The organism is Pseudomonas sp. JV449, from assembly GCF_032424295.1.
GTDB lineage: Bacteria > Pseudomonadota > Gammaproteobacteria > Pseudomonadales > Pseudomonadaceae > Aquipseudomonas > Aquipseudomonas marginalis.
This window is the reverse complement of record NZ_VYKD01000003.1, coordinates 305,552-329,712: the sequence shown is the minus strand read 5'-3', so window position 1 is coordinate 329,712 and position 24,161 is coordinate 305,552. Positions and strand designations below refer to the sequence as shown.

Annotated in this window: 27 protein-coding genes; 23 read left to right on the top strand and 4 right to left on the bottom strand. The window is 63.4% G+C overall.

What is annotated here, in order from left to right; genetic code table 11:
* Positions 1-35 precede the first annotated feature (35 nt).
* Positions 36-1,499 carry a protein adenylyltransferase SelO gene (gene selO / locus F6S08_RS02930; protein ID WP_065946638.1) on the top strand — a complete coding sequence of 488 codons (1,464 nt, stop codon included), beginning with the start codon at positions 36-38 and terminating at the stop codon, positions 1,497-1,499.
* Positions 1,500-1,517: 18 nt separating this feature from the next.
* On the opposite strand, the gene F6S08_RS02925 is transcribed toward selO, so the two are convergent.
* On the bottom strand, positions 1,518-1,919 hold the full coding sequence (locus tag F6S08_RS02925) for a type II toxin-antitoxin system HigA family antitoxin (RefSeq protein WP_027604972.1): 402 nt from the start codon (positions 1,917-1,919) through the stop codon (positions 1,518-1,520).
* Positions 1,920-1,925: 6 nt separating this feature from the next.
* Positions 1,926-2,213, bottom strand: coding sequence for a type II toxin-antitoxin system HigB family toxin (locus F6S08_RS02920; protein WP_065946640.1), 288 nt, complete (start codon positions 2,211-2,213; stop codon positions 1,926-1,928).
* 235 nt (positions 2,214-2,448) lie between these two features.
* On the opposite strand from F6S08_RS02920, the gene trxC reads away from it, so the two are divergent.
* Entirely contained in the window at positions 2,449-2,883 is a 435-nt protein-coding gene (gene trxC, locus F6S08_RS02915) for a thioredoxin TrxC (protein ID WP_065925687.1), read from the top strand.
* A 58-nt stretch (positions 2,884-2,941) separates the two neighbouring features.
* On the opposite strand, the gene F6S08_RS02910 is transcribed toward trxC, so the two are convergent.
* Complete coding sequence (locus F6S08_RS02910; protein WP_053139210.1) at positions 2,942-3,712, bottom strand: ParA family protein; 771 nt, start codon at positions 3,710-3,712, stop codon at positions 2,942-2,944.
* A gap of 353 nt (positions 3,713-4,065) precedes the next feature.
* Here F6S08_RS02910 and F6S08_RS02905 point away from each other — a divergent pair, with 353 nt between their 5' ends.
* The 20 genes from F6S08_RS02905 (at position 4,066) to F6S08_RS02810 (ending at position 21,686) form a co-directional block, all read left to right on the top strand.
* Positions 4,066-4,785, top strand: a complete 720-nt coding sequence (locus F6S08_RS02905) for a beta-ketoacyl synthase chain length factor (RefSeq protein WP_065925688.1) — start codon at positions 4,066-4,068, stop codon at positions 4,783-4,785.
* Complete coding sequence (locus F6S08_RS02900; RefSeq protein ID WP_027604977.1) at positions 4,761-5,573, top strand: lysophospholipid acyltransferase family protein; 813 nt, start codon at positions 4,761-4,763, stop codon at positions 5,571-5,573. The genes F6S08_RS02905 and F6S08_RS02900 overlap by 25 nt, the downstream gene beginning before the upstream one ends.
* Complete coding sequence (locus F6S08_RS02895; protein ID WP_027604978.1) at positions 5,551-5,820, top strand: phosphopantetheine-binding protein; 270 nt, start codon at positions 5,551-5,553, stop codon at positions 5,818-5,820. The genes F6S08_RS02900 and F6S08_RS02895 overlap by 23 nt, the downstream gene beginning before the upstream one ends.
* Before the next feature lie 9 nt (positions 5,821-5,829).
* Positions 5,830-6,084 carry an acyl carrier protein gene (locus tag F6S08_RS02890; protein ID WP_003187949.1) on the top strand — a complete coding sequence of 85 codons (255 nt, stop codon included), beginning with the start codon at positions 5,830-5,832 and terminating at the stop codon, positions 6,082-6,084.
* Complete coding sequence (locus F6S08_RS02885; RefSeq protein WP_315871257.1) at positions 6,081-6,626, top strand: hypothetical protein; 546 nt, start codon at positions 6,081-6,083, stop codon at positions 6,624-6,626. Before F6S08_RS02890 ends, F6S08_RS02885 begins: the two co-directional genes overlap by 4 nt.
* A complete protein-coding gene (locus F6S08_RS02880; RefSeq protein ID WP_315871256.1) occupies positions 6,623-8,293 on the top strand; it encodes an AMP-binding protein in 1,671 nt (556 codons plus the stop codon). The genes F6S08_RS02885 and F6S08_RS02880 overlap by 4 nt, the downstream gene beginning before the upstream one ends.
* 257 nt (positions 8,294-8,550) lie before the next feature.
* On the top strand, positions 8,551-9,285 hold the full coding sequence (locus F6S08_RS02875; RefSeq protein ID WP_315871255.1) for a glycosyltransferase family 2 protein: 735 nt from the start codon (positions 8,551-8,553) through the stop codon (positions 9,283-9,285).
* On the top strand, positions 9,282-10,217 hold the full coding sequence (locus F6S08_RS02870) for a glycosyl transferase (protein WP_065946643.1): 936 nt from the start codon (positions 9,282-9,284) through the stop codon (positions 10,215-10,217). Before F6S08_RS02875 ends, F6S08_RS02870 begins: the two co-directional genes overlap by 4 nt.
* Positions 10,201-11,742, top strand: a complete 1,542-nt coding sequence (locus tag F6S08_RS02865) for an aromatic amino acid ammonia-lyase (RefSeq protein WP_315871254.1) — start codon at positions 10,201-10,203, stop codon at positions 11,740-11,742. The genes F6S08_RS02870 and F6S08_RS02865 overlap by 17 nt, the downstream gene beginning before the upstream one ends.
* Positions 11,735-12,163 (top strand): acyl-CoA thioesterase, encoded by a 429-nt coding sequence (locus F6S08_RS02860; RefSeq protein WP_065925694.1) that lies wholly within the window; start codon positions 11,735-11,737, stop codon positions 12,161-12,163. The genes F6S08_RS02865 and F6S08_RS02860 overlap by 8 nt, the downstream gene beginning before the upstream one ends.
* Positions 12,157-12,849: an outer membrane lipoprotein carrier protein LolA gene (locus F6S08_RS02855; protein ID WP_315871253.1), complete on the top strand. Its 693-nt coding sequence runs from the start codon at positions 12,157-12,159 to the stop codon at positions 12,847-12,849. Before F6S08_RS02860 ends, F6S08_RS02855 begins: the two co-directional genes overlap by 7 nt.
* Entirely contained in the window at positions 12,839-15,151 is a 2,313-nt protein-coding gene (locus F6S08_RS02850; RefSeq protein WP_315871252.1) for an MMPL family transporter, read from the top strand. Before F6S08_RS02855 ends, F6S08_RS02850 begins: the two co-directional genes overlap by 11 nt.
* Positions 15,152-15,184: 33 nt before the next feature.
* Positions 15,185-16,432: an NAD(P)/FAD-dependent oxidoreductase gene (locus tag F6S08_RS02845; RefSeq protein ID WP_315871251.1), complete on the top strand. Its 1,248-nt coding sequence runs from the start codon at positions 15,185-15,187 to the stop codon at positions 16,430-16,432.
* The gene (locus F6S08_RS02840; protein ID WP_074848501.1) at positions 16,429-17,163 is read left to right on the top strand and encodes a class I SAM-dependent methyltransferase; all 735 of its coding nucleotides are present in this window, start codon (positions 16,429-16,431) and stop codon (positions 17,161-17,163) included. The genes F6S08_RS02845 and F6S08_RS02840 overlap by 4 nt, the downstream gene beginning before the upstream one ends.
* On the top strand, positions 17,160-17,642 hold the full coding sequence (locus tag F6S08_RS02835) for a hypothetical protein (protein ID WP_074848499.1): 483 nt from the start codon (positions 17,160-17,162) through the stop codon (positions 17,640-17,642). Before F6S08_RS02840 ends, F6S08_RS02835 begins: the two co-directional genes overlap by 4 nt.
* Complete coding sequence (locus tag F6S08_RS02830; protein WP_065925700.1) at positions 17,639-18,805, top strand: beta-ketoacyl-[acyl-carrier-protein] synthase family protein; 1,167 nt, start codon at positions 17,639-17,641, stop codon at positions 18,803-18,805. The genes F6S08_RS02835 and F6S08_RS02830 overlap by 4 nt, the downstream gene beginning before the upstream one ends.
* Entirely contained in the window at positions 18,802-19,263 is a 462-nt protein-coding gene (locus tag F6S08_RS02825; RefSeq protein ID WP_065940800.1) for a hotdog family protein, read from the top strand. The genes F6S08_RS02830 and F6S08_RS02825 overlap by 4 nt, the downstream gene beginning before the upstream one ends.
* Entirely contained in the window at positions 19,260-19,988 is a 729-nt protein-coding gene (fabG, locus tag F6S08_RS02820) for a 3-oxoacyl-ACP reductase FabG (RefSeq protein WP_065925701.1), read from the top strand. The genes F6S08_RS02825 and fabG overlap by 4 nt, the downstream gene beginning before the upstream one ends.
* On the top strand, positions 19,988-21,214 hold the full coding sequence (locus F6S08_RS02815) for a beta-ketoacyl-ACP synthase (RefSeq protein WP_065925702.1): 1,227 nt from the start codon (positions 19,988-19,990) through the stop codon (positions 21,212-21,214). The genes fabG and F6S08_RS02815 overlap by 1 nt, the downstream gene beginning before the upstream one ends.
* Positions 21,215-21,239: 25 nt before the next feature.
* Positions 21,240-21,686 carry a hypothetical protein gene (locus F6S08_RS02810; protein ID WP_315871250.1) on the top strand — a complete coding sequence of 149 codons (447 nt, stop codon included), beginning with the start codon at positions 21,240-21,242 and terminating at the stop codon, positions 21,684-21,686.
* 110 nt (positions 21,687-21,796) lie between these two features.
* Here the strand turns inward: F6S08_RS02810 and F6S08_RS02805 are convergent, their stop codons facing one another.
* A complete protein-coding gene (locus F6S08_RS02805; protein ID WP_074848497.1) occupies positions 21,797-22,705 on the bottom strand; it encodes a LysR family transcriptional regulator in 909 nt (302 codons plus the stop codon).
* 172 nt (positions 22,706-22,877) lie between these two features.
* On the opposite strand from F6S08_RS02805, the gene F6S08_RS02800 reads away from it, so the two are divergent.
* Positions 22,878-24,107, top strand: coding sequence for an MFS transporter (locus F6S08_RS02800; protein WP_409999752.1), 1,230 nt, complete (start codon positions 22,878-22,880; stop codon positions 24,105-24,107).
* The last annotated feature ends 54 nt before the right edge of the window (positions 24,108-24,161 follow it).

Below are 24,161 nucleotides of genomic sequence, written 5' to 3'. Positions count from 1 at the left end.
AGCAGAATGCTCGGACATTCTGCTGGAGATGGCCGGTGAAAGCCCTCGACGAACTGACCTTCGACAACCGCTTCGCACGCCTGGGCGACGCGTTCTCAACCCACGTATTGCCCGAGCCCCTCGACGAACCGCGCCTGGTGGTGGCAAGCAATGCCGCCATGGCCCTGCTCGACCTCGACCCGACAGTGGCCGAAACACCGGTGTTTGCCGAGCTGTTCAGCGGCCACAAGTTGTGGGCCGAGGCCGAGCCGCGGGCGATGGTCTACTCCGGGCACCAGTTTGGCGGCTACACCCCACAACTGGGCGATGGTCGCGGGTTGCTGCTCGGCGAGGTGTACAACGAGGCCGGCGAACATTGGGACCTGCACCTCAAGGGTGCCGGGATGACGCCCTACTCGCGCATGGGCGATGGCCGCGCGGTGCTGCGCTCGTCGATTAGGGAGTTCCTGGCCTCCGAAGCGCTGCATGCACTGGGCATCCCCAGCAGCCGCGCGTTATGCGTGATCGGCTCCAGCACCCCGGTCTGGCGTGAGAAGCAGGAACGTGGGGCGATGGTGCTGCGCCTGGCGCCGAGCCATATCCGCTTCGGGCATTTCGAATATTTCTACTACACCAAGAAACCAGAGCAGCAGGCGGAACTGGCCGAGCACGTGCTTTCACTGCACTACCCCGAGTGCAAGGAACAGCCTGAACCTTACCTCGCTATGTTCCGCGAAATCGTCGAACGCAATGCCGAGATGATCGCCAAATGGCAGGCCTATGGCTTCTGCCACGGGGTGATGAACACCGACAACATGTCGATCCTCGGCATTACCTTCGACTTCGGGCCGTTTGCGTTTCTGGATGACTTTGATGCGCACTTCATCTGCAACCACTCGGACCATGAGGGGCGTTACTCCTTCAGCAACCAGGTGCCGATCGGGCAATGGAACCTCAGCGCATTGGCCCAGGCGCTCACGCCGTTTATCAGCGTCGATGCCTTGAAGGAAGCCCTTGGCCTGTACCTGCCGCTTTACCAGGCGCACTACCTGGATTTGATGCGTCGCCGTTTGGGGCTGACCACGGCCGAAGACGACGACCAGAAGCTGGTGGAGCGCTTGTTGAAGCTGATGCAGAACAGCGGCGTGGATTACACGCTGTTCTTCCGGCGCCTGGGGGATGAATCGGCGGCGCTGGCGGTGGCGAAGCTACGCGATGATTTTGTCGACCTGGCCGGGTTTGATGCCTGGGCCGAGCTGTACACCGCCCGTGTTGCGCGGGATGGAGATGACACCGAAGAACAGCGCCGTGGGCGGATGCACGCAGTGAACCCGCTGTACATCCTGCGTAACTACCTCGCACAGAACGCTATCGCTGCCGCCGAATCAGGCGATTACAGCGAAGTGCGGCGGTTGCATGAGGTACTGAGCAAGCCGTTCGAGGAGCAGGCGGGGATGGAACAGTACGCGCAACGACCGCCGGATTGGGGCAAGCATTTGGAGATCAGTTGTTCGTCGTGATACACGCCATGCTAGCGATTAGATGAACAGGTCGACCGGCACCTTGAAAAAATCCGCCAGCCAACGAATCTGTCGCACGTTCAGCTGGCGTTTTCCACTGAGGATCTCCGAGACCACCGATTGAGCACCCACACCCGGCAAATCACTCTGAGTCAGGCCATGCTCCTGCATCATTGATCTCAATACGTCGACACCGCTCGCTTCAGGCATTGGCCAATGCTCCAGGTCATAAGCCTCGACCCAGTCACCGATGATATCGACCACGCCCATCAACGGATGGGCTTCGTCGTCCCCTACGATATCCAGTAATTCGTCGAGCGCCTCCACCAGCACATCGTAGTCAGCCTCGGTTTTGGGCTTGCGCAGCAGCGGTGATACGAATTGCCAATGCTCGGCCACCTGCTCAATCAGCACACTCATTTTCAGTCACTCCTTCCATTTACCCTTGTCGTATTCCCGATGGTCCAGCACATGTCGAATATAGAGCCGCTGCATTCGGTAGCGCACAATCGCAATGAGTCGTAGCTTGTTACCACCGATGTTGAAGACGTGTAACGCTCCCACTTTATCCACGGTAGGAAAAATCGATTTCAACGCCGCGAAGTCCTCAGGATTGAGAACTTTGACTTTCCGATACCACTCATCCAAAGCGCTGGCTGAATGAGGCCACTTCAACTTGGCATTTCGGATTTGTTTCGCACTGATTACACGCATGCAACATCCCTATCGCATATTGCTATGAAGGTTAAACCCGAACGCCGGCTATCGCAATTTGCTATGGCGTCGAACGGACCGATGGTGCTATTTCGAACAAGTACTTCCAGCCTAGATAGGCATGCGCCAATCGACATTTGCGAATCTGTTAGCCCATGCGTCGTCGCCCCCGAGCTTGATAAAGCTGATACCTGACTCCAGATAGGGTGCATTGGCCACATCCACGGAGCCCACCATGTCCGACCCTCTCGTTATCCCCTGCCCCCATTGCAACGGCCTCAACCGCATCCCCGGCGAACGCTTGGGTGATACGCCCAAGTGCGGGCGCTGCAAACAACCGGTTCTACTGAGCAAGCCTTTCGAGCTGAAACAAGGCGACTACGCCAGCCAGATCAAGGGCGATTTGCCGTTATTGGTCGACGTGTGGGCCGATTGGTGTGGGCCGTGCAAGTCGTTTGCGCCGGTGTTTGAACAGGCGGCCGGCCAGTTGGAGGGCAAGTGCAGGCTGGCCAAGCTGGACAGCGAGGCCAATCAGCAGCTGTCGGCGCAACTGGGGATTCGTTCGATCCCCAGTTTGATTCTGTTCAAGAACGGCCGCGAAGTGGCGCGCCAGAGTGGGGCGTTTCCGTTGCCGCAACTGATGAGCTGGTTGCGTAGCCAGGGGGTGTAACCGGACCTTGAGGACAATGCAATTCAAATGTGGGAGGGGGCAAGCCCGCTCCCACAGGTCAGGCATTTTCCAGCAGGTTATGCAGCTCCACAAATTGCAGAGTGAGCTTGTGCCGTGGGTCCAGGTGGATCAGCGGCTTGTTCTCCTGGTGCGATTCGCGCATGCGCACCGAGCTGGCCAGGTACACCGGCAGCACCGGTAAGCCCTCGGCAATCAACTCATCGAGCATCTGCTGCGGCAGGCTCGCCCGCGCTTGGAACTGGTTGACCACGATGCCTTCCACTTCCAGGCCTTCGTTGTGGTCTTCCTTCAATTCTTCGATTTCAGCCAGTAGCCCGTACAGAGCCTGGCGCGAGAAGCTGTCGCAATCGAAGGGGATCAGCACACGATCAGCGGCAATCAGCGCCGAAACCGCATAAAAGTTCAGGGCTGGCGGGGTATCCAGGTAGATCCGGTCGTAATCTTCGCTCAACTCATCGAGTAGCTTTCGCAGCTTATTGATCTTGTGCTTGGCCTCCAGCTTGGGCTGCAGATCGGCCAACTCGGCGGTTGCGGTGATGACGTGCAGGTTGTCGAAGGGTGTTTCGTAGATATCGACTTTGTTTTTCTTCGAAAACGGCCCGGAAGACAGAGTTTGCTTGAAAAAGTCCGCGATCCCCATGGGGATATCGTCGCCAGTCAGCCCGGTAAGGTATTGGGTTGAATTGGCCTGTGCATCGAGGTCCACCAACAGGGTTCGATAGCCTTCGCTGGCGCTGACCGCCGCCAGGTTGCAGGCGATGCTCGACTTGCCAACACCGCCTTTTTGATTGAACACCACGCGCCGCATGGAAAAACCTCCGTGTATCAATGAATGTCCGAGTGTAGAGGGCAAAAGCGCCTGTTAGCTACCTCGTTCATCGATGCATTGCTGCATTGCTGCATTGCTGCATTGCATCGGGTCTGTCATAGGTCACGTACAAATGAAAAGGAAGTGTCCGACGATCCAAGTTACCCCTCGTTGAAGGACAATCTGTAAACCTTCCCGTCTTATTTGTAATCGGCCTTGCACAATTCTTTACCAAAGTTTGCTAGAACCCCGCAGCACCGGGATAATGCGCGCCACTCGGCGATTGCTCCTTGTCCCGGTATTCGGGGCCAAAAGCCGCACATGGAAGCCCGCAGGGGCGGGATAACTTCTCAGTGATCAACTTCAACATCGCCCAATGGCGCGCCTGGGCCCCCGGCTTGGAAAGCGCGGACGACTGGCACGCCTGGTGCCAGGCCCCGGTGTTGCTGCCTGCCAGCGCTGCCTCGCCCGACGTGTCGTTCCTGCCGGCCATGCAGCGCCGCCGCCTGAGCCGCCTGGCGCGCATGGCGTTCAGCGTAGGCTGGCCCCTGGCCGACGGCCTGCAAGACTTGCCGCTGGTGTTTATTTCCCGGCATGGCGAAACCCCGCGCACCCTCGACATCCTCAGCGACCTGGCCAACGACCAGCCGCTGTCGCCGACCCAATTCAGCCTGTCGGTGCACAACGCGGTGATTGGCCTGTGGTCGATCCTGCGCAATGAAACCAGCGAAATGACAGCCCTCGCCGCCGCCGGCGATGGCCTGGAGCACGGCATGCTCGAAGCCGCGGCCCTGCTCAACGAAGGCGCTCCGGCGGTATTGCTGGTCATCACCGAAGAACAGCCGCCCGAGGCCTACGCCAGTTGGATCGTTGACGTGCCGTTTCCCTACGCCCTCGGCCTGCTGCTGACACCAGGCGACGAGTGGCAACTGGAACTCAGCGCCGGCACTGTCCAACCCACTCAAACCCAGTGGCCCCACGCCCTGAACCTGCTGCGCACCCTGCTTACCGAACAGGGCGCCTGCCAACATGCCTGGAAGAACCGTGTATGGAACTGGCAACGCAAGTCGTGAACGATAAGCCACGGGATGCCTACTACTGGCGCCTGTTCGCCACTGCCGCGAGCTTCTTCGTGTTCGGCGTCGGCGGGTTGTGCCTGCGCTTGCTGGTCTTTCCCCTGCTCAGCTGCCTGCCGGGCAACGTAGAAAGGCACCAGCGCCGCGCCCGCCATACCATCAGCAAGCTGTTCTGGTTCTTTATCCGCCTGATGCAGCGCGCCGGCGTGCTGACCTACAGCGTCGAAGGCGCCGAACGGCTCGGCCAGCCAGGCCAGATGATCATCGCCAACCATCCGTCGTTGATCGACGTGGTGTTCCTGATCGGCCTGATGCGCCAGACCAATTGCGTGATCAAGCAGAGCCTGTTTCAAAACCCGTTCACCCGTGGCCCGGTGCGCGACGCGGGTTACATAAGCAACGACGGCAGTGCAGACATGCTCGACGCCGCCGCTGACGCCCTGCGCAACGGCCAGACGCTGATCATCTTTCCCGAAGGCACCCGCACCACACCCGGCGTGGCGCCCGCCTTTCATCGCGGGGCCGCCGCCATTGCCCTGCGCGGTGCGACAATCATCACCCCGGTAGTGATCAAGGTCAGCCCCACCACCCTGACCAAGGCCGAACCCTGGTATCGCATCCCTAAATGCCGTTTTCACTTCAGTTTGCGCGTGGGGGCCGATATAGAACCACAGGCGTTCGCAACACTGGGGCCCGCGCCCCAGGCCTCACGCAAGCTCAACGATTACCTGCACCACTATTTCATTAAGGAGCTCGCCGAAGATGAGCGACCAACACCGCCTTGAGCACGACATAAAGCTGTTGATCATCGAGGCCCTGGGCCTGGAAGACATCAGCGCCGACGACATCGGCAGCGACCAAACCCTGTTCGGCGAAGGCCTGGGCCTGGATTCGGTAGACGCCCTGGAATTGGGCCTGGCGATCCAGAAAACGTACGGCATCAAGATCGATGCCGACGCCAAGGACACCCGCAATCACTTCACCAACGTGGCCAGCCTTGCGGCGTTCGTCACGGCCAGACAGGCAGCTTGAGACCGGACCATGCAAACTCGTGACGATATTTTCAACACCCTGCGCGATGCCTTGGTGGAACTGTTTGAACTGCCCCCGGAGCGCGTCACCCTCGACGCCAACCTGTATCAGGACCTGGAGATCGACAGCATCGATGCCGTGGACCTGATCGACCATATCAAGCGCCAGACCGGCAAGAAGATCGCCGCCGAAGAGTTCAAGGCCGTGCGCACCGTCAACGACGTGGTTGAGGCGGTGTACCGTCTGGTCCAGCCTGCCGCATGAGCCGGCTGATCGGCCTTGGCCTGTTATTGGCGGGGCTGCTGTACCCGTTTGCGGTGTATTACGGCACCGAGCACTTTGCGCCCTGGCAATTCGGCCTGCTGCTGGGCAGCCTGTGGCTGCTGCGCGCGGTCACGGGTGCGGCGCGCCCCGGCAGCCGCTGGATGGCGTTGGCGGTGGTCGTGTTTTGCCTGGCCCTGGCCTGGTTCGACAACCCGCACCTGTTGCGCTGGTACCCGAGCCTGGTCAGTGCGTTCATGTTGGCGCTGTTCGGCCTGAGCCTGAAATACGGCCCGCCGATGGTGGAGCGTCTGGCGCGCATGACCGACCCGGTGCTGCCGCCTCACGCGATTGTGTATACGCGCCAGGTCACCGTGGTGTGGTGCGTGTTTTTTCTGTGTAATGGCCTGTTCGCCGCCGCCCTCACCCTATGGGCGCCGTTGAGCTGGTGGACGTTGTACAACGGCTTGATCGCCTACGGGCTGATGGGGCTGTTGTTTGCCGTGGAATGGCTGGTACGACAAAGGGTTCGAGGCCGCGTATGAATGGGTTGAATCTTGAGCATCTGTTGCTCGAGCCGCTGGAACAGCGTTTGGTGACTACCGAACCTGCGATGAATCACGCCCAGCTGTGGGAACACTCCCTGAGCCTGGCCGCCGGGTTGCAAGCCCGTGGCATACAGCGCCTGGCCCTGCACCTGGAAGACGCCGGCCTGCTGGCGATTGCACTGCTGGGCGCCTGGCGCGCCGGGGCCAGCGTGCTGCTGCCCGCCGATCTGCAACCCCAGACCCGCCAACGCTGGGACGCGGTTGTCGACGCCTGGCTGACTGAAGCGGCAGACCTGGACGCGCTGTATCAAGCACCGTTGAGCCCGGCCGCCCTCGACCTGGACACCTGCCAACTGAGCCTGTGCACCTCCGGCTCCAGCGGCGAACCCAAGCGTATCGACAAGACCCTGCGCCAGCTCGCCAATGAAGTCCAGGCCCTGGAAGCCCTGTGGGGCGCCGACCTGAAAGACGCCTGCATCATCGGCAGTGTCGCCACCCAGCACATCTACGGTTTGCTGTTCCGTGTGCTGTGGCCGCTGTGCGCCGGTCGCAGCTTTGTGCGCCGCCAGCTGGCGTTTCCGGAAGACATGCAACGCGCCAGCCGCGAACACCCGCAATTCGCCTGGGTCGCCAGCCCGGCGCTGCTCAAGCGCATGGGCGACAACCTCGATTGGCCGGCGCTGAGCCAGGTATCGCGGGTATTTTCGTCGGGTGGCGCCCTGCCCATCGAGGCGGCCGGCAGTCTTTACGAGCGCTTGCAGCAATGGCCGACCGAGATCCTCGGCAGCTCGGAAACCGGCGGCATCGCCTGGCGCCAGGGTGCGCAACCCTGGCAGCCGTTCGCCGATGTACACCTGAGCCAGGACGCCGACGGTGCCCTGCGCATCGCCTCGCCGTACTTGCCCGTCGGGCACATAGAACAAACCGCTGACGCGGCGCGCATCCATGCCGATGGTCGCTTCGAGCTGCTCGGGCGCCTGGACCGTATCGTCAAGCTGGAAGAAAAACGCATCTCGCTGCCCATGCTCGAGCAGGCGCTGATGGCCCACCCGTGGGTCGCCGAAACGCGCCTGGGGGTGGTGCAGGAAAACCGCGCATCACTCGGCGCGCTGGTGGTGCTCAGTGCCGACGGCCTGCACGCCTTGCGCAACCAGGGCCGACGGACTGTCACCCAGACCCTGCGCCACCATTTGAGCCAGCATTGCGAAGCCCTGGCGCTGCCACGTCGCTGGCGGCTGCTGCGCCAGCTGCCGCTGAATGCCCAGGGCAAACTGCCCCAGGCCGATGTGGCCGCGCTGCTGCTGGCGCCCCGGCCCAAGGCGTCGGAAGTGCTGGAGCAAGTCGAAGTCGATGGCGAATGGACCTTGCAACTGAGCGTGCCGCCGGACCTGGCCTATTTCAGCGGCCACTTCCCGGTCACTCCGGTATTGCCCGGGGTGGTCCAGGTGGAGTGGGCGTTCAACCTCGGCCAACAACTGCTCGATCTGCCGTCGACCTTTGCCGGCATGGAAGTGCTCAAGTTTCAGCAACTGGTGCGCCCCGGCGACCGTATCGAACTGCACCTGCGCTTCGACCAGGAACGCGGCAAGTTGTATTTCGCCTACCGCAACGGCGTCGCGGCCTGTTCCAGCGGCCGCATCCAATTGGAAGCCGCCCATGCATAAGCTTCTGTGGCGAGCGGGCTTGGTATGGTTAACGGGCATCCTGTGGCGAGCGGGCTTGCCCCGCGTTGGGCCGCGTAGCGGCCCCAAAACCTGCGCCGGAGGTCTGTCTGACACGCCTCGGTTACCTTACTGGGGCCGCTCCGCGGCCCAACGCGGGGCAAGCCCGCTCACCACAACAAGCCCGCTCACCACAACAAGCCGGCTCACTACAACAAGCCGGCTCGCCACAGGTTATTTACCAGACGGTGAGGGACACCATGCATAACCCCTGCGCCCTGATCCCGGTCTACAACCACGAAGCCGCCGTGCCCGCCGTGGTTCACAGCCTGTTGAACAGTGGCCTGCCGTGCCTGTTGGTGGACGATGGCAGCAGCCCGGCCTGCGCAGCGGTGTTGGCGCAACTGGCGCGGCTGGACAATGTCACCCTGCTCACCCTGCCGACCAATCAGGGCAAGGGCGGCGCAGTGATGGCAGGCTTTCGCGAAGCGGCGCGCCTGGGCTTCAGCCACGCCTTGCAGGTCGACGCCGACGGCCAGCACGACCTGCGCGAAGTCGAGACGTTTATCGACGCGTCCCGCAGGCAGCCCAACGCAATCATCTGCGGCTATCCCGAATACGACGAAAGCGTGCCCAAGGGCCGTTTGTATGCGCGTTACCTGACCCACGTGTGGGTGTGGATCAACACCCTGTCGCTGCAGATCCGCGACTCGATGTGCGGCTTTCGCGTGTACCCGCTGGCACCGGTGCTGGCGCTGATGGACTCGGCCTATATCGGCACGCACATGGACTTCGACTCCGACATCCTGGTGCGCCTGGCCTGGCGTAACCTGCCGATGCGCTGGCTGCCGACCCAGGTGCATTACCCCGCCGACGGCCTGTCGCACTTCCGCCTGTTCCGCGACAACGTACGCATCAGCGCCATGCACACCCGACTGTTCTTCGGCATGTTGGTGCGTGCACCGCTGATCCTGTGGCGACGGTGGCAGGCATGAGCGACAGCACCAAGCATTGGGCTGACCGCGAAGAGCGCGGCAGCTACTGGCTGATGAAATTCACCGCCCTCGCCGCCAAGGTCCTCGGCCGCCGCCTGCTGAGCCCGGTGCTGTACGGCATCGTGTTGTACTTCTTCCTGTTCGGCCGCACCGCGCGCCAGAGCGCCTGGCAATACCAGCAGCGCCTGGCCGACTGGAGCGGGCGCGATGAACTGCGCCCCAGCCAGCGCAGAGTCTTCGCCCAGTTCATGGCCTTTGCCGATGCCCTGCTCGACAAACTCGACGTGTGGAACGGCAAGCTGCGCCTGGAACAGATCGAGATCAACGACCCGGCGAAACTGCGCGGGCAACTGCGTGGTGGGCGCGGGCAGATGCTGGTGGGCGCTCACCTGGGCAACCTCGAAGTGTGCCGCGCGCTGGCGGAAATCGGCGAACAGGTCACCATGAACGTGCTGGTGCATACCAAGCACGCCGAACGTTTCAACCGTCTGCTGGGCGAAGCCGGTGCCACCCACTTGCGCCTGATCCAGGTCAGCGAGCTGGACCCGGCCACCATGCTGCTGCTCAGCCAGCGCCTGGACGACGGCGAGTGGCTGGCGATTGCCGGCGACCGCGTGCCCTTGCATGGCGGGCGCACGGTGCGCGTGGACTTCCTCGGCCATGACGCTGCCTTCCCCCAAGGCCCGTGGCTGCTGGCGGGCCTGCTGAAATGCCCGGTCAACCTGCTGATGTGCCTGAAACACCAGGGCCGCTATCGCCTGAGCATCGAGCCCTTCGCAGAACTGATCGAATGGAAACGCAGCACCCGCGAGCAGGTCATCGCCCTGTGGACCGCGCGCTACGCCGCACGCCTGGGCCAGTTCTGCCTGGAAGCGCCCCAACAATGGTTCAACTTTTACCCTTTCTGGAAGACCGATGACGACGCATCTTGAGCCGGTAACCTTTGGCGAATGCCCCCTGCGCATCGAAGACGTGCTGGCCCTGGCCAACCGTCAGGTGCCGACCCAGCTGCAAGGCGATGCCGCCTATCGCCAACGCATTGCCAAGGGCGCGCAGTTCCTCGACTCGCTGCTGGACAAGGAAGGCGTGATCTACGGCGTAACCACCGGCTACGGTGACTCCTGCGTGGTCGCGGTGCCGTTGCAACACGTCGAGGCCCTGCCCCGTCACCTGTACACCTTCCACGGTTGCGGCCTGGGCAAGTTGCTCGACGCCCAAGCCACCCGTGCGGTGCTGGCGGCGCGCTTGCAGTCGCTGTGCCACGGTGTCTCCGGGGTGCGCGTGGAACTGCTGGAGCGCCTGCATGGGTTCCTCGAACACGACGTGCTGCCACTGATCCCGGAAGAAGGCTCGGTGGGCGCCAGCGGTGACCTGACGCCGCTGTCCTACGTGGCCGCGACCCTGTCCGGCGAGCGCGAAGTGCTGTTCCGTGGCGAGCGTCGCCAGGCAGCCGACGTGCACCGCGAACTCGGCTGGGAGCCGCTGGTCCTGCGCCCCAAAGAGGCCCTGGCGCTGATGAACGGCACCGCGGTGATGACCGGCATCGCTTGCCTGGCCTTCGCCCGTGCCGACTACCTGCTGCAACTGGCCACGCGCATCACGGCGCTGAACGTGGTGGCGCTGCAAGGCAACCCGGAACACTTCGACGAGCGTCTGTTCGCCGCCAAGCCACATCCGGGGCAGATGCGAGTCGCCGCCTGGCTGCGCGAGGACCTGGCGATCGACGCGCCGACCGCGCCACTGCATCGCCTGCAGGATCGCTACTCGCTGCGCTGCGCGCCCCATGTCCTCGGCGTGCTCGCGGACAGCCTGAACTGGCTGCGTTCGTTTATCGAGATCGAGCTGAACAGCGCCAACGACAACCCGATCATCGACGCCGAAGAAGAACGCGTGCTGCACGGCGGACATTTCTACGGTGGGCATATCGCCTTTGCCATGGACAGCCTCAAGACCCTGGTGGCCAACGTCGCCGACCTGCTCGACCGCCAGCTCGCCCTGCTGGTGGACGTGCGCTACAACCACGGCCTGCCGAGCAACCTGTCCGGTGCACCGGCGGACCGCGCGATGATCAACCACGGCTTCAAGGCGGTGCAGATCGGCACCAGCGCCTGGACCGCCGAAGCACTGAAAAACACCATGCCGGCCAGCGTGTTCTCGCGCTCCACCGAGTGCCACAACCAGGACAAGGTGAGCATGGGCACCATCGCCGCCCGCGATGCGATCCGCGTGCTGGAGCTGACCGAACAGGTCGCCGCCGCCACCCTGCTCGCCGCCAACCAGGGCGTGTGGCTGCGCGCCCAGGCCGACGACGCACGCCCGTTGCCCCCGGCGCTGGCGGCCATGCATGCAGAGCTGGCCCAGGACTTCCCGCCGGTCATCGAAGACCGTGCCCTCGAAGGCGAACTGCGCCTGTGCCTGCAACGCATCGCCGAGCAACACTGGAGGCTGCATGCGTAGCCCTGGCGTACTGCACAGCGACACCGAAATCCTGGTGCCGTTTTTTGACGTCGACACGATGAACGTCGTCTGGCACGGGCATTACGTGAAGTACCTGGAAATCGCACGCTGCGCGCTGCTGGACAAGATCGGCCACAACTACACGGCCATGCTCGAAGCCGGCTACGCCTGGCCGGTGATCGACATGCAACTGCGCTATGTGCGCGGTGCGGTGTTCGGCCAGACGATCAACGTGCGCGCCAGCCTGGTGGAATGGGAGAACCGCTTGAAGGTCAATTACCTGATCACCGACCTGGCCAGCGGCGAGCGCCTGACCCGCGCCAGCACCGTGCAGGTGGCGGTGGAAATCGCCAGCCGCGAGATGCAGCTGGCCTCGCCCAAAGTATTCACCGACGCCGTCGAAAGGGCCCTGAAATGCTGACCCCGTTCTCTGCAGGAGCGAGCTTGCTCGCGAAGATCGTCAACGATAACGCGGGTTTCCTGATACCCCGCGGCGCTCTCGGGTTTTTCGCGAGCAAGCTCGCTCCTACAGTGTTGGTGTTGTTTGGTTTTTCTGGGGCGGCACACGCCTTCGACCTGCAACAACTCAGCGACCAGTTGGCCAAACCCTCAGTGATCCACGGCAGCTTCACCCAGGAAAAACACCTGCGTGCGCTGCCGCAGCCATTGGTCAGCAAGGGCACCTTCGTCCTGGCCAAGGACCACGGCCTGCTGTGGCTGCTGAAAACCCCGCTGCAACAGGACTACCGCATCAGCGCCCAGGGTATCGCCCGGCGTGACGCCAACGGCTGGCAACTGCTGCCGAACAAGAGCGCCGGTGCCGAACAGAACCGTCTGTTCCTCGCCGTGCTCCAGGGCGACAGCAGCGGCTTGCAGCGCGACTTCGAGCTGCAACTGCAAGGCGAAGCCCGGCAATGGAAGCTCACGCTGCTCCCGCGTTCACTGCTGCTCAAGCAGGTATTCACCCAGATCAATATCGATGGTGGTGAGTTGGTGCAGAAGATCGAACTGCTGGAAACCCAGGGCGACAGCACCGTGCTGCGCATGCAGGACAGCAGCGCCGGCCAGCCATTGAGCGACGCGGAGCAACACGACTTTGCCCAGTGAGCGCCTGCTGCCCCGACTCTTCCTGATCCTGCTGGTGGCCGTGCTGGCCCTGGCCGGCTGGCAGTGGCGCCACGGTGCACCGCTGTCGGCCAACCTGATGGAGCTGGTGCCGGGCAGTACGCCGGACGCCCTGGAACTGCAAGCCGAACAGCGTATGCAGGAGCCGCTCAACCGCGAAATGCTGGTGTTGGTGGGACACGCCGATCGCCAGCAAGCGGTGGCCGTGGCCCAGCAATTGGGCGAGCGCTGGCAAGCCAGCGGCTTGTTCGAAAAGGTGCAATGGAACCTGCAAGCCGACCTGCCGGCGCTGCGTGAGCAGTTGCTGCGCGGACGCCTGGCGATGCTCTCGGCCAAGGACCGCGAACAACTGATCGACCACCCGGACGCGTTCATCCAGCAACGGGTGCAGTCGCTGTTCGACCCCTTCACCGGCTTCAGCCTGGTGCCGAGCCAGGACGACTGGCTGGGCCTGACCGGGCGCATCCAGAACAGCCAGCCGCAACGCGGCTCGGTGCAACTGGACATCGGCAGCGGCGCCTTGATCGCCGATGCCGACGACAAGAGCTGGGTGCTGCTGCGCGCACGCACCACCGGCAATGCCTTCGACATGAAACTGCCGCTGCAGGTGGCGGATCTGCTCCAGGCCAGCCGCACGCAGGCCGGCGAACACGGCGCGCAATTGCTCGCCGCCAGCGGTTTGCTTTACGCCGCCAATGGCCAGCAGCAGGCCACGCGGGAAATCACCTGGGTCGGCGGCGGCGCCACCGTCGGCATTCTGCTGTTGCTGTTGCTGGCGTTCCGCCGCGGGCGAGTGCTGCTGGCGTTTGTACCGGTGCTGGTGGGCATGCTGTTTGGTGCCGTCGCTTGTGTGGCGCTGTTCGGCCATATGCATGTGATGACCCTGGTGCTCGGCTCCAGCCTGATCGGCGTCGCGGTGGATTACCCGCTGCACTACCTGTCGAAAAGCTGGAGCATGAACCCCTGGCGCAGTTGGCCGGCATTGCGCCTGACGCTGCCAGGGCTGAGCCTGAGCCTGGCCACCAGTTGCATCGGCTACCTGGCGCTGGCCTGGACGCCCTTCCCGGCCTTGACGCAAATCGCGGTGTTCTCCGCCGCGGGCCTGGTCGGCGCCTACCTGTCAGCGGTGTGCCTGCTGCCGGCACTGCTCAAGGGTGTCGAACTGCGCCCGGCACAATGGCCGCTGCGCGTCGCCGAATGCCTGTGGCAGGTGCGGGCCGCCTTGCTCAAGCGTGTGCCCAGTCCGGTGCTGCTGGTGTGGGTGCTGCTGTTCTGCGCCGGCGGCCTTTGGCAGCTGAACAGCAAAAACGATATCCGCCAGTGGATCGGCGCGCCGCCGCAGTTGCTGCAAGAGGCACAGGCCGTGGCGCGCATTACCGGTTTCCAGCCCACCAGCCAGTTTTTCCTGATACGGGCCGACAACCAGCCGCAGTTGCTGGAGCGCCAAGCCGCCCTGGGCCAACGCCTGGACCAGTTGGTGAATATGGACAAGCTCCAGGGTTACCTGGCGCTCAACCAACTGGTCAGCCTGCCCGCCGAACAGCAGCAACTGCGCGATGCCCTGAGCACACTCCCACAACACTGGCAGCCTCTGTTGGACCTCGGCGTGCCCGCCAACGCCCTGCACGCCGAAATCGCGCAACTGCAAGCGCTGCCCACCGAAGACATCGACGCTGCGCTGGTGGGCCCCTTGGCCGAACCCTGGCGCACGCTGTGGCTGGGCCCGGTGGACGGCGGCGTGGCGGCCATGGTCAGCCTGCAGGGCTTGAACAACCCGGCGCTGCTGCGGGTGCAGGCCGTGGACCTGCCCGGCGTACAGTTGGTGGATCGCCTCGGGGATTTGAACCGTGTATTCGCCGACACGCAGATCAGCGCCGCCGAACTGAAGTTGATGTCGTGCGTGCTGATCGTGCTGTTACTGATCCTGCCGTTCGGCTTCGGCGGGGCCTTGCGCATTGTCGCCCTGCCGTTGCTGGCTGCACTGTGCAGCCTGGCCAGCCTGGGTTGGCTGGGCCAGCCGCTGACCCTGTTCAGCCTGTTCGGGTTGCTGCTGGTCACGGCCATCAGTGTCGACTATGCGATTTTGATGCGCGAACAGATCGGCGGCCCCGCGGTCAGCCTTTTAGGGACGCTGCTGGCAGCGCTGACGACCTGGTTGTCGTTCGGCCTGCTGGCGGTGTCCAGTACCCCGGCAGTGAGTAATTTCGGCCTGTCGGTCAGCCTGGGCCTGGCATTCAGCTTTATGCTGGCCCCCTGGGCCGGCCAACGGAAACACGCCTCATGAATGTAGTTATCGCCAAAGCGGCAAGGAGCCCTCGTGCCCATAGTTGAAATGGAACGTCGCCAGGTCGTGGTAATTGGTGCCGGGCCATCCGGCGCGATTGCCGCCGCACTGCTCAAACGCAAAGGGCATGATGTATTGATCATCGAACGCCAGCATTTCCCGCGCTTCTCGATTGGCGAAAGCCTGCTGTCGCACTGCATCGATTTTATCGAGGAAGCCGGCATGCTCGACGCCGTGCAGGCGGCGGGATTCCAGGTAAAAACCGGTGCCGCGTTTGCCTGGGGCGAGCGTTACAGCGCGTTCGATTTCGGTGACACCTTCAGCAACGGCAAGCCCACCACCTTCCAGGTGCAGCGCGGCGAGTTCGACAAGTTGCTGGCCGATCAGGCCGCCCACCAAGGCGTCGACATCCGCTACGGCGAAACCATCGTCGGCGTGGATTTCTCCGGTGAGTGCCGCTACCTGCATGTGCGCCGTGAGAACGGCAGCGAGTACCACATCAAGGCCAAGTTCGTGCTTGATGCCAGCGGCTACGGCCGCGTGCTGCCGCGCCTGCTCGACCTGGAGGCGCCGTCGCATTTCCCGCTGCGCCAGGCGGTGTTCACCCACGTTGAAGACCGCATCGAACACCCAGGCTTCGATCGCACCAAGATCCTGGTCACCACGCACCCTACGAAGCGCGACATCTGGTTCTGGACCATCCCGTTCAGCAACGGTCGCTGCTCGGTGGGCGTGGTCGCGGCCAAGGAGCATTTCGACGGCCGCGACAGCGATCTCGACGCTTGCCTGCGGGGTTTTATCGATGAAACCCCAAGCCTGTCCGGTGTACTGCGTCACGCTGTGTGGGATACCCCCGCGCGCACCATCGGCGGCTACTCGGCCAACGTCAAAACCCTGCACGGCCCCGGCTTTGCGCTGCTGGGCAATGCGGCGGAATTCCTCGACCCGGTGTTCTCCTCCGGCGTGACCATCGCCATGCGCTCGGCGAGCATGGCCGCCGGCGTGCTGCATCGTCAGCTCAAAGGCGAAACGGTGGACTGGCAAACCGAGTTTGCCGAGCCGCTCAAGCGCGGTGTCGACACCTTCCGCTGCTACGTCGAGGGCTGGTATGCAGGCACCTTCCAGGATGTGATTTTCCACCCCGGCAGCTCACCGGACATTCGCCGGATGATCAGTTCGATCCTCGCAGGTTACGCGTGGGACGAACGCAACCCGTTTGTCAGCGAGCCCAAGCGGCGCTTGCGGATGTTGTCGGAAATTTGTGCGAGTGAACCGGTATGACGTCTCAATACCTGAGTAAAAACTACGTCGAAGAAACCCGCTTCGGCTTCTGGTTCCTGCGCAGCCATACCTGGCAGCACCATGTATTGCGCGTGGCAATCAACGACCTGCGCAGCCTGTTCACCGACCCGTTGCCCGAGGCGCCGGTGCTGCTGGACGCCGGTTGCGGCCAGGGCAAGTCATTCCAGTACTTGCAGCAGGCGTTTGCCCCCGCGCGCCTGATCGGCCTGGATGCCGACCCCCACAGCCTGGAACTGAGCAAGGCCGAAGCCGCGCGCCAGGGCTTGGCCATCGAATTGATCGGCAGTGACTGCGCCACCCTCGATGTGCCGGACGCCAGCGTCGACATCCTGTTCTGCCACCAGACCTTCCATCACTTGGTTGAACAGCATCGCGCACTCAAGGAGTTCTACCGGGTGCTCAAGCCGGGCGGTTACTTGCTGTTTGCCGAATCCACCGAAGCCTATATCGACACCTGGGTCATTCGCTGGCTGTTCCGCCATCCCATGCATGTGCAGAAAAGCGCCGAAGAGTACCTGCAGATGCTCCGCGAGCAGGGCTTTGAGTTCGACCCGCAGAACGTTTCGTACCCCTACCTGTGGTGGAGCCGTTCCCGCGACTTCGGCCTGCTGGAGCGCTGGGGCCTGCGTAACCCGCCGCCGGTGGGCCAGCGTGAGGAAACCCTGGTCAACTGCGTGGCGCGCAAACCCCTGGCGAGCGCCGCACCATGATGCGCAGCCTATTGATCGGTTGCCTGTTGCTGCTGAGCGCCTGCGCCAGCCAGCCGCCGCTGCCTGAAAAAACCCCGGCCTTGGCCTTGCCGCTACAGCTGCATGTGCAGCGCCTGGCAGACGGCCAGAGCCAGGACTGGCTGCTGGTGATCCAACGCGAAGGCAGCGCAATCCGCTGGTCGATGATGGACCCCCTGGGCATTCCCCAGGCCCGGCAAAAACTGATCGATGGCCAGTGGCAGGCCGACGGTCTGCTGCCGCCCAATCCCCAGGCACGCGAGCTGTTTGCCGCACTGTTGTTTGCCTTGGCCTCGGCCGATGACGTGCGCGCTCTCTACCCTGGCGCCCAGGCGATGGACCTCACGCGCACCCTGCCGGGCCATTGGCAGATCGTCTACCAATCGTCAGAAGTCTTCAGTGTGAACATGAGCGGCCAGCCCTTGAGCTACCGCATCACGCCGCTCGGTGCCGCCCGATGAGCGCCTACCTCAATGCCCTCGGCGTGATTTGCGCCCTTGGCCGTGGCCAGGCCGCCGTCAGTCGCAGCCTGTTTGCCGGCGACTGCTCGGGGATGCGCGCCGAAAGCGGCTGGGTGCCGGAGCGCACGCTGCCGGTAGGCAGTGTGCACGGCGAGCTGGCGACCATCCCGGTGGAACTCGGCCAGCAAAGCAGCCGCAATAACCAACTGCTGCTGGAGGCGGCGTTGCAAATCGAGGGCGAGATTCGCCAGGCGATCCACCGCTATGGCGCCTCGCGGGTCGGGGTGGTGCTCGGCACCAGCACCTCGGGCATCGACGAAGCCAGCCGCGGTATCGCCCAGTACCTGCGCGATCAGCACTTCCCCAGCGACTATGACTACCAGCAACAGGAACTCAGCGCCCCGGCGAATTTTCTCGCCGACTGGCTACAACTGAGCGGCCCGGCCTATGTGATTTCCACCGCCTGCACCTCCAGCGCCCGGGCCTTGATGAGCGCACAACGCCTGCTCGACCTGGGAGTGTGCGACGCGGTGCTCTGCGGCGGCGTCGACAGCCTGTGCAAGCTGACCCTCAATGGGTTCGGCGCGTTGGAAGCGGTGTCCAACGAACGCTGCAACCCGTTTTCGGTGAACCGCAACGGCATCAATATCGGCGAAGCGGCGGTGCTGTTCCTGATGACTAAAGCGCCTGCGGCGATCGCCCTGCTGGGCAGCGGTGCGAGTTGCGATGCGCACCATATCTCCGCGCCGGAACCCACCGGCAAAGGCGCGTTGCAGGCGATGCGCAAGGCACTGGCCAGCGCAAAAGTGCAGCCCGGGCAGATCGGCTACCTGAACCTGCACGGCACCGCCACCCAACACAACGACGCCATGGAGAGCCTCGCCGTCGCCAGCCTGTTCCCCGACGGCGTGGCCTGCTCGTCGACCAAACCCATGAGCGGCCACACCCTGGGCGCGGCCGGCGCGCTGGAAGCAGCGTTCTGCTGGCTGAGCCTGGCCCACGGCCGGGTGCCGCCGCACGTTTGGGATGGTCAGGCCGACCCCGCGCTGCCCGCCCTGCAATGGGCGCAGGCGGGGGACACCTTGGAAAAACCCCGACTGATGAGCAACTCGTTTGCCTTCGGCGGCAACAATGTCAGCCTGATAATCGGAGAGGCCCCATGACCGATTGGCCACTCGCCGAACTGCTGCCCCACGCGGGCGACATGATCCTGATCGACCAGGTACTGTCGTTCGATGAAGAGCAGATTCACACCCGCCTCACCGTCAAGCCCGGCGGCCTGTTCAACCGCCCTGACGGCAGCCTGCCGGCCTGGGTCGGCATCGAGTTGATGGCGCAGAGCGTCGCCGCCTACGCCGGCTGCCGCGCCCGTCAAAAGGGTGAAGCGGTGGAACTGGGCTTCCTGCTCGGCACACGCAAGTTCGAGTGCAACGTGGAACACTTCCCGGCCGGCGCCGAGTTGAACATCCACGGCCTGCGTTCCCTGGAAGACGACAACGGCATGGGTGTGTTCGAATGCCACCTCACCGGTAGCGGTATCCAGGCCAGCGCCCGCTTGAATGTATTTCGACCGCCCCAGGCGGCCAACTATTTAGATGAATCGAAGGACGAAACGCCATGACTGAACCCGTACTGGTCACCGGCTCCAGCCGTGGCATCGGCCGCGCCATTGCCCTGCGCCTGGCCCAGGCCGGGCATGACATCGTGCTGCATTGCCGCAGCGGTCGGGCCGAAGCCTGCGCGGTACAGGTCGAGATCGAGGCCCTGGGCCGCCAGGCGCGGGTGCTGCAATTCGATGTGGCTGACCGCGCCGCGTGCAAGCAGATCCTTGAAGCCGATGTTGAGCAACACGGTGCTTATTACGGCGTGGTGCTCAACGCCGGCCTGACCCGCGACGGCGCCTTCCCGGCCCTGTCCGAAGACGATTGGGACGTGGTGATGCGCACCAACCTGGATGGTTTCTACAACGTGCTGCACCCGGTGATGATGCCGATGATTCGTCGTCGCGCAGCCGGGCGTATCGTGTGCATCACCTCGGTCTCCGGGTTGATCGGCAACCGTGGCCAGGTCAACTACAGCGCCTCCAAGGCCGGCCTGATCGGTGCGGCCAAGGCCCTCGCCATCGAACTGGGCAAGCGCAGGATCACCGTCAACTGCGTCGCCCCCGGCCTGATCGACACCGCCATGCTGGATGAAAACGTACCGGTGGAAGAGCTGATGAAGATGATCCCGGCGCAACGCATGGGCACCCCGGAAGAAGTCGCCGGTGCAGTGAATTTCCTCATGTCGGCCGAAGCCGGCTATATCACGCGCCAGGTCCTGGCCGTGAATGGAGGCCTGTGCTGATGAAACGCGTCGTCGTCACCGGCATGGCCGGCGTGACCTCCCTGGGCAGCGACTGGGACACCATCGCCGCCAACTTCCGCGCCAACCGCAGCGGCATCCGACGCATGGACGAGTGGGAGCGTTTTACCGAATTGAACACGCGCCTGGCCGGGCCGGTCGATGATTTCGTCGTGCCCGCCCATTGGACGCGCAAGCAGCTGCGCAGCATGGGCCGCGTCTCGCGCCTGGCGGTGTGGGCCGCGGAACAGGCGTTGCAGGACGCGGGCTTGCTCGGTGACGAGTCGATCAAGGACGGGCGCATGGGCGTGGCCTGTGGCTCGTCCACCGGCAGTACCGATGAGATCAAGGCCTTCGGCAATATGTTGCTGAACTCGGTGGCCGAGGGGCTGAACGCCAACTCCTACGTGCGCATGATGCCCCACACCACGGCGGCGAATATCAGCATCTTCTTTGGCCTCACCGGGCGGCTGATCCCCACGTCCAGCGCGTGCACCAGCGGCAGCCAGGGCATCGGCTATGCCTATGAAGCGATCAAGTTCGGCCGCCTGCCGTTGATGCTCGCCGGCGGCGCCGAGGAGCTGTGCCCCACCGAAGCCATGGTGTTCGACGCGCTGTATGCCACCAGCCTGAAGAACGATGCGCCGCAGACCAGCCCACGTCCCTACGACAGCGGCCGCGACGGCCTGGTGATCGGCGAAGGCGGCGGCATGCTGGTGCTCGAAGAACTGGAACACGCACTGGCGCGGGGTGCGCATATCCATGCCGAGATCGTCGGCTTCGGCAGCAATGCCGACGGCCAGCACACCACGCGCCCGGAACAGAAAACCATGCGCCGCGCCATGGAGCTGGCCCTGGAAGATGCGGGCCTGGAGCCTGCCGCCATCGGCTACGTCAACGGCCACGGCACCGCCACCGACCAGGGCGACATCGCCGAGACCCAGGCCACCAGCAGCCTGTTCGGCAGCCGCATGCCCATCAGCTCGCAGAAAAGCTTCCTCGGCCACACCTTGGGCGCCTGCGGTGCGCTGGAATCGTGGTTCAGCATCGAGATGATGAACCGCGACCAATACGTGCACACCTTCAACCTGGACTCCGTCGACCCGCACTGCGGCGAGCTGGATTACCTGCAGGGTGAATTTCGCGAGATGCATCACGACTACGTGATGAACAACAACTTTGCCTTTGGCGGCGTCAATACGTCGCTGATCTTCCGCCGCTGGTCCTGACTTTTAATCGATTGGAGAATACGGAATGTCTTCCTTGCTACGCGCTACGCTGATCACCCTGGCCCTGCTGACCACCGCCGGCTGTACCAGCAAACCGATCCTCAACACCCAGCACGACCTGCCGGCCGACGCTCAGGTCAGTGAAGAGAAAATGAAAACGGTGATCGCCAACGCCCTGCAAAAACGCGAATGGACGGTGCAACGCCTGAGCCCGCAGCTGGTGCAGGCCGAGATCACCGTGCGCAACCAGTACTATGCGGCCATCGACATCCGCTACACCCGCAGCAGCTACGCCATCACCTACCGCGACAGCCGCCAACTGGGCTACAAGGACGGCAAGATCCATCGCAACTACAACCGTTGGGTGAACAACCTGGACAGCGACATCATGGCGGGATTGCGCAGCAATGGCGTGAGTGGTGAGGCAGGGTCGGCAGCGCAGTTGTTTGAGCAGACGGGAACGTCGAAGTAAAACCAAGGCCGGGCACAACCTCTGTGGCGAGCGGGCTTGTCGAATCGTCGCACCGCCAGCGTTGGGCTGCGTAGCAGCCCCATTAAGATCACCGCGTTTTTTCAGGCAGATCACAGCGTCAGATTTGGGGCTAGCCCGGTCACCACCAACAACTCCACAAACGCCTTCGCCATCGGCGTTTGTGCGCCTTTGCGCTGCACCAGCCATACCGCCGTCACCGCCTCCTGATCCAGCAAGGTGCGATAGACCACGCCATCGATGCGTATCCGTTGGTACGACGCCGGCAGCACCGACACGCCCAAGCCCGCCGCCACCAACCCGATGATGGTCATCGCCTCCCCCGCTTCCTGGGCGAAGTGCGGGCTGAAGCCGGCATCACGGGCCAGGTTGAGCAGTTGGGCGTACAGGCCACTGCCGTAGGTGCGAGGGAAAAATACAAAGGGTTCCTCCGCCAGTTGCGCAAGGTACAGGCCACGCTCACTGCCCTCCACTAAGGGGTGGTCAGCGTTTAATACGGCAACCAGCGGTTCGCGCATCAGCTCGATCACACTCAATGAGTCCGGCAGCGGCAGCGGACGCATCAGCCCAACCTGGATCGACTCATCCACCAGCGACTCGGCCACTTCGGTGCTGCTCATTTCCTGCAGGTTCAGGTGCACCGCCGGGAAGGCTTGGCGAAACGCGAAGATCGCCTGCGGAATCGTGGAGTTGAACGGCGCCGACGAGGTGAAGCCAATCTTCAATTCGCCCAGTTCCCCCAACTGCGCACGGCGGGCCACGTCTGCCGCTTTGTCGACCTGGGCCAGCACCAGCCGCGCCTCGTGCAGGAACAAGCGCCCGGCCTCGCTCAGCTCGACCCGACGATTGGTACGCTCAAACAAGCGCGCGCCCACCTCCTGCTCCAGCGCCTGGATCTGCTGGCTCAATGGCGGTTGCGAAATCCCCAGCACCTGCGCGGCGCGGCCAAAGTGCAGCTCCTCGGCGACAGCGATGAAGTACCGCAGGTGACGTAGTTCCATGCCAGCCTCATTAGGTCGTAAAAGCTATCAAACGGGTCGAACAATATATTGGAAAGAATCATTAGCCAGCTATATTCTTTTTTGCATTGCCAGTCCTGGCAGGCTTTTCCTCCCCGAGGTCTCCGTGAAATCTGCTGTCGCTCCATTCGCCCAAGAAGTCCCGCCCACCGCCCTGGATGAGGTGGTGGCGCAGCTCAATGACGCGTACATCGAAAAAGGCACGCCGATGTTCATGCGCACGGTGCTGGCGCTGTTCTCCGGCGGCTTCGCCACGTTCGCCCTGCTGTATTGCGTGCAGCCGATGATGCCGGCGCTGTCCCACGAGTTCTCCATCAATGCGGCACAAAGCAGCCTGATCCTCTCAGTGGCGACGGCGATGCTGGCGCTGGGTTTGCTGATTACCGGGCCGATTTCCGACACCCTGGGCCGCAAGCCGGTGATGGTCGCCGCGTTGTTTTGCGCAGCGCTGGCGACCATCGCCAGCGGCTTGATGCCGTCCTGGGAAGGGATTTTGCTGATGCGTGCGCTGGTGGGCCTGTCCTTGAGCGGCCTGGCTGCCGTGGCGATGACGTACCTGAGCGAAGAGATCCACCCCCAGCACATCGGCCTGGCCATGGGCCTGTACATCGGCGGCAATGCCATCGGGGGCATGAGCGGGCGCCTGATCATCGGTGTACTGATCGACTTCGTCAGCTGGCACACCGCAATGCTGATCATCGGCGCCCTGGCGTTGATTGCCGCCACGGTGTTCTGGAAGATCCTCCCCGAATCGCGCAACTTCCGCGCCAGCAGCCTAAAGCCCCGCAGCCTGGTGGATGGCTTCGTCATGCATTTCAAGGATGCCGGCCTGCCGTGGCTGTTCCTTGAAGCCTTCCTGCTGATGGGCGCGTTCGTGACGATGTTCAACTACATCGGCTATCGCCTGCTGGCCGACCCGTATGACCTGAGCCAGGCCGTGGTGGGCCTGCTGTCGCTGGTGTACCTCTCGGGCATCTACAGCTCGGCGAAAATCGGCTCCCTGGCCGACCGCCTCGGCCGCCGCCGCGTGCTCTGGGCCACCATCGTGCTGATGCTCGCCGGCATGGCCCTGACCCTGTTCACCCCACTGTGGCTGGTGGTGCCGGGCATGCTGATCTTCACCTTCGGCTTCTTTGGCGCCCACTCGGTGGCCAGCAGCTGGATCGGGCGCCGCGCGGTGAAAGCCAAGGGGCAGGCGTCGTCGCTGTATCTGTTTTGCTATTACGTAGGCTCAAGCATCGCCGGGACAGCGGGCGGATTCTTCTGGCACTTCGGCGGATGGAACGGCATCGGCGCGTTTATCGTGGCGCTGTTGATGGGTGCGTTGCTGGTGGCGTTGAAGTTGGCGAAGTTGCCGCCGTTGGGGAGCGCAAAAAGCGCGTAACGCCTGCACCTCTGGCGGTTCCGGCGGGCCAAGGTACACTGTCGGCATTCGTCA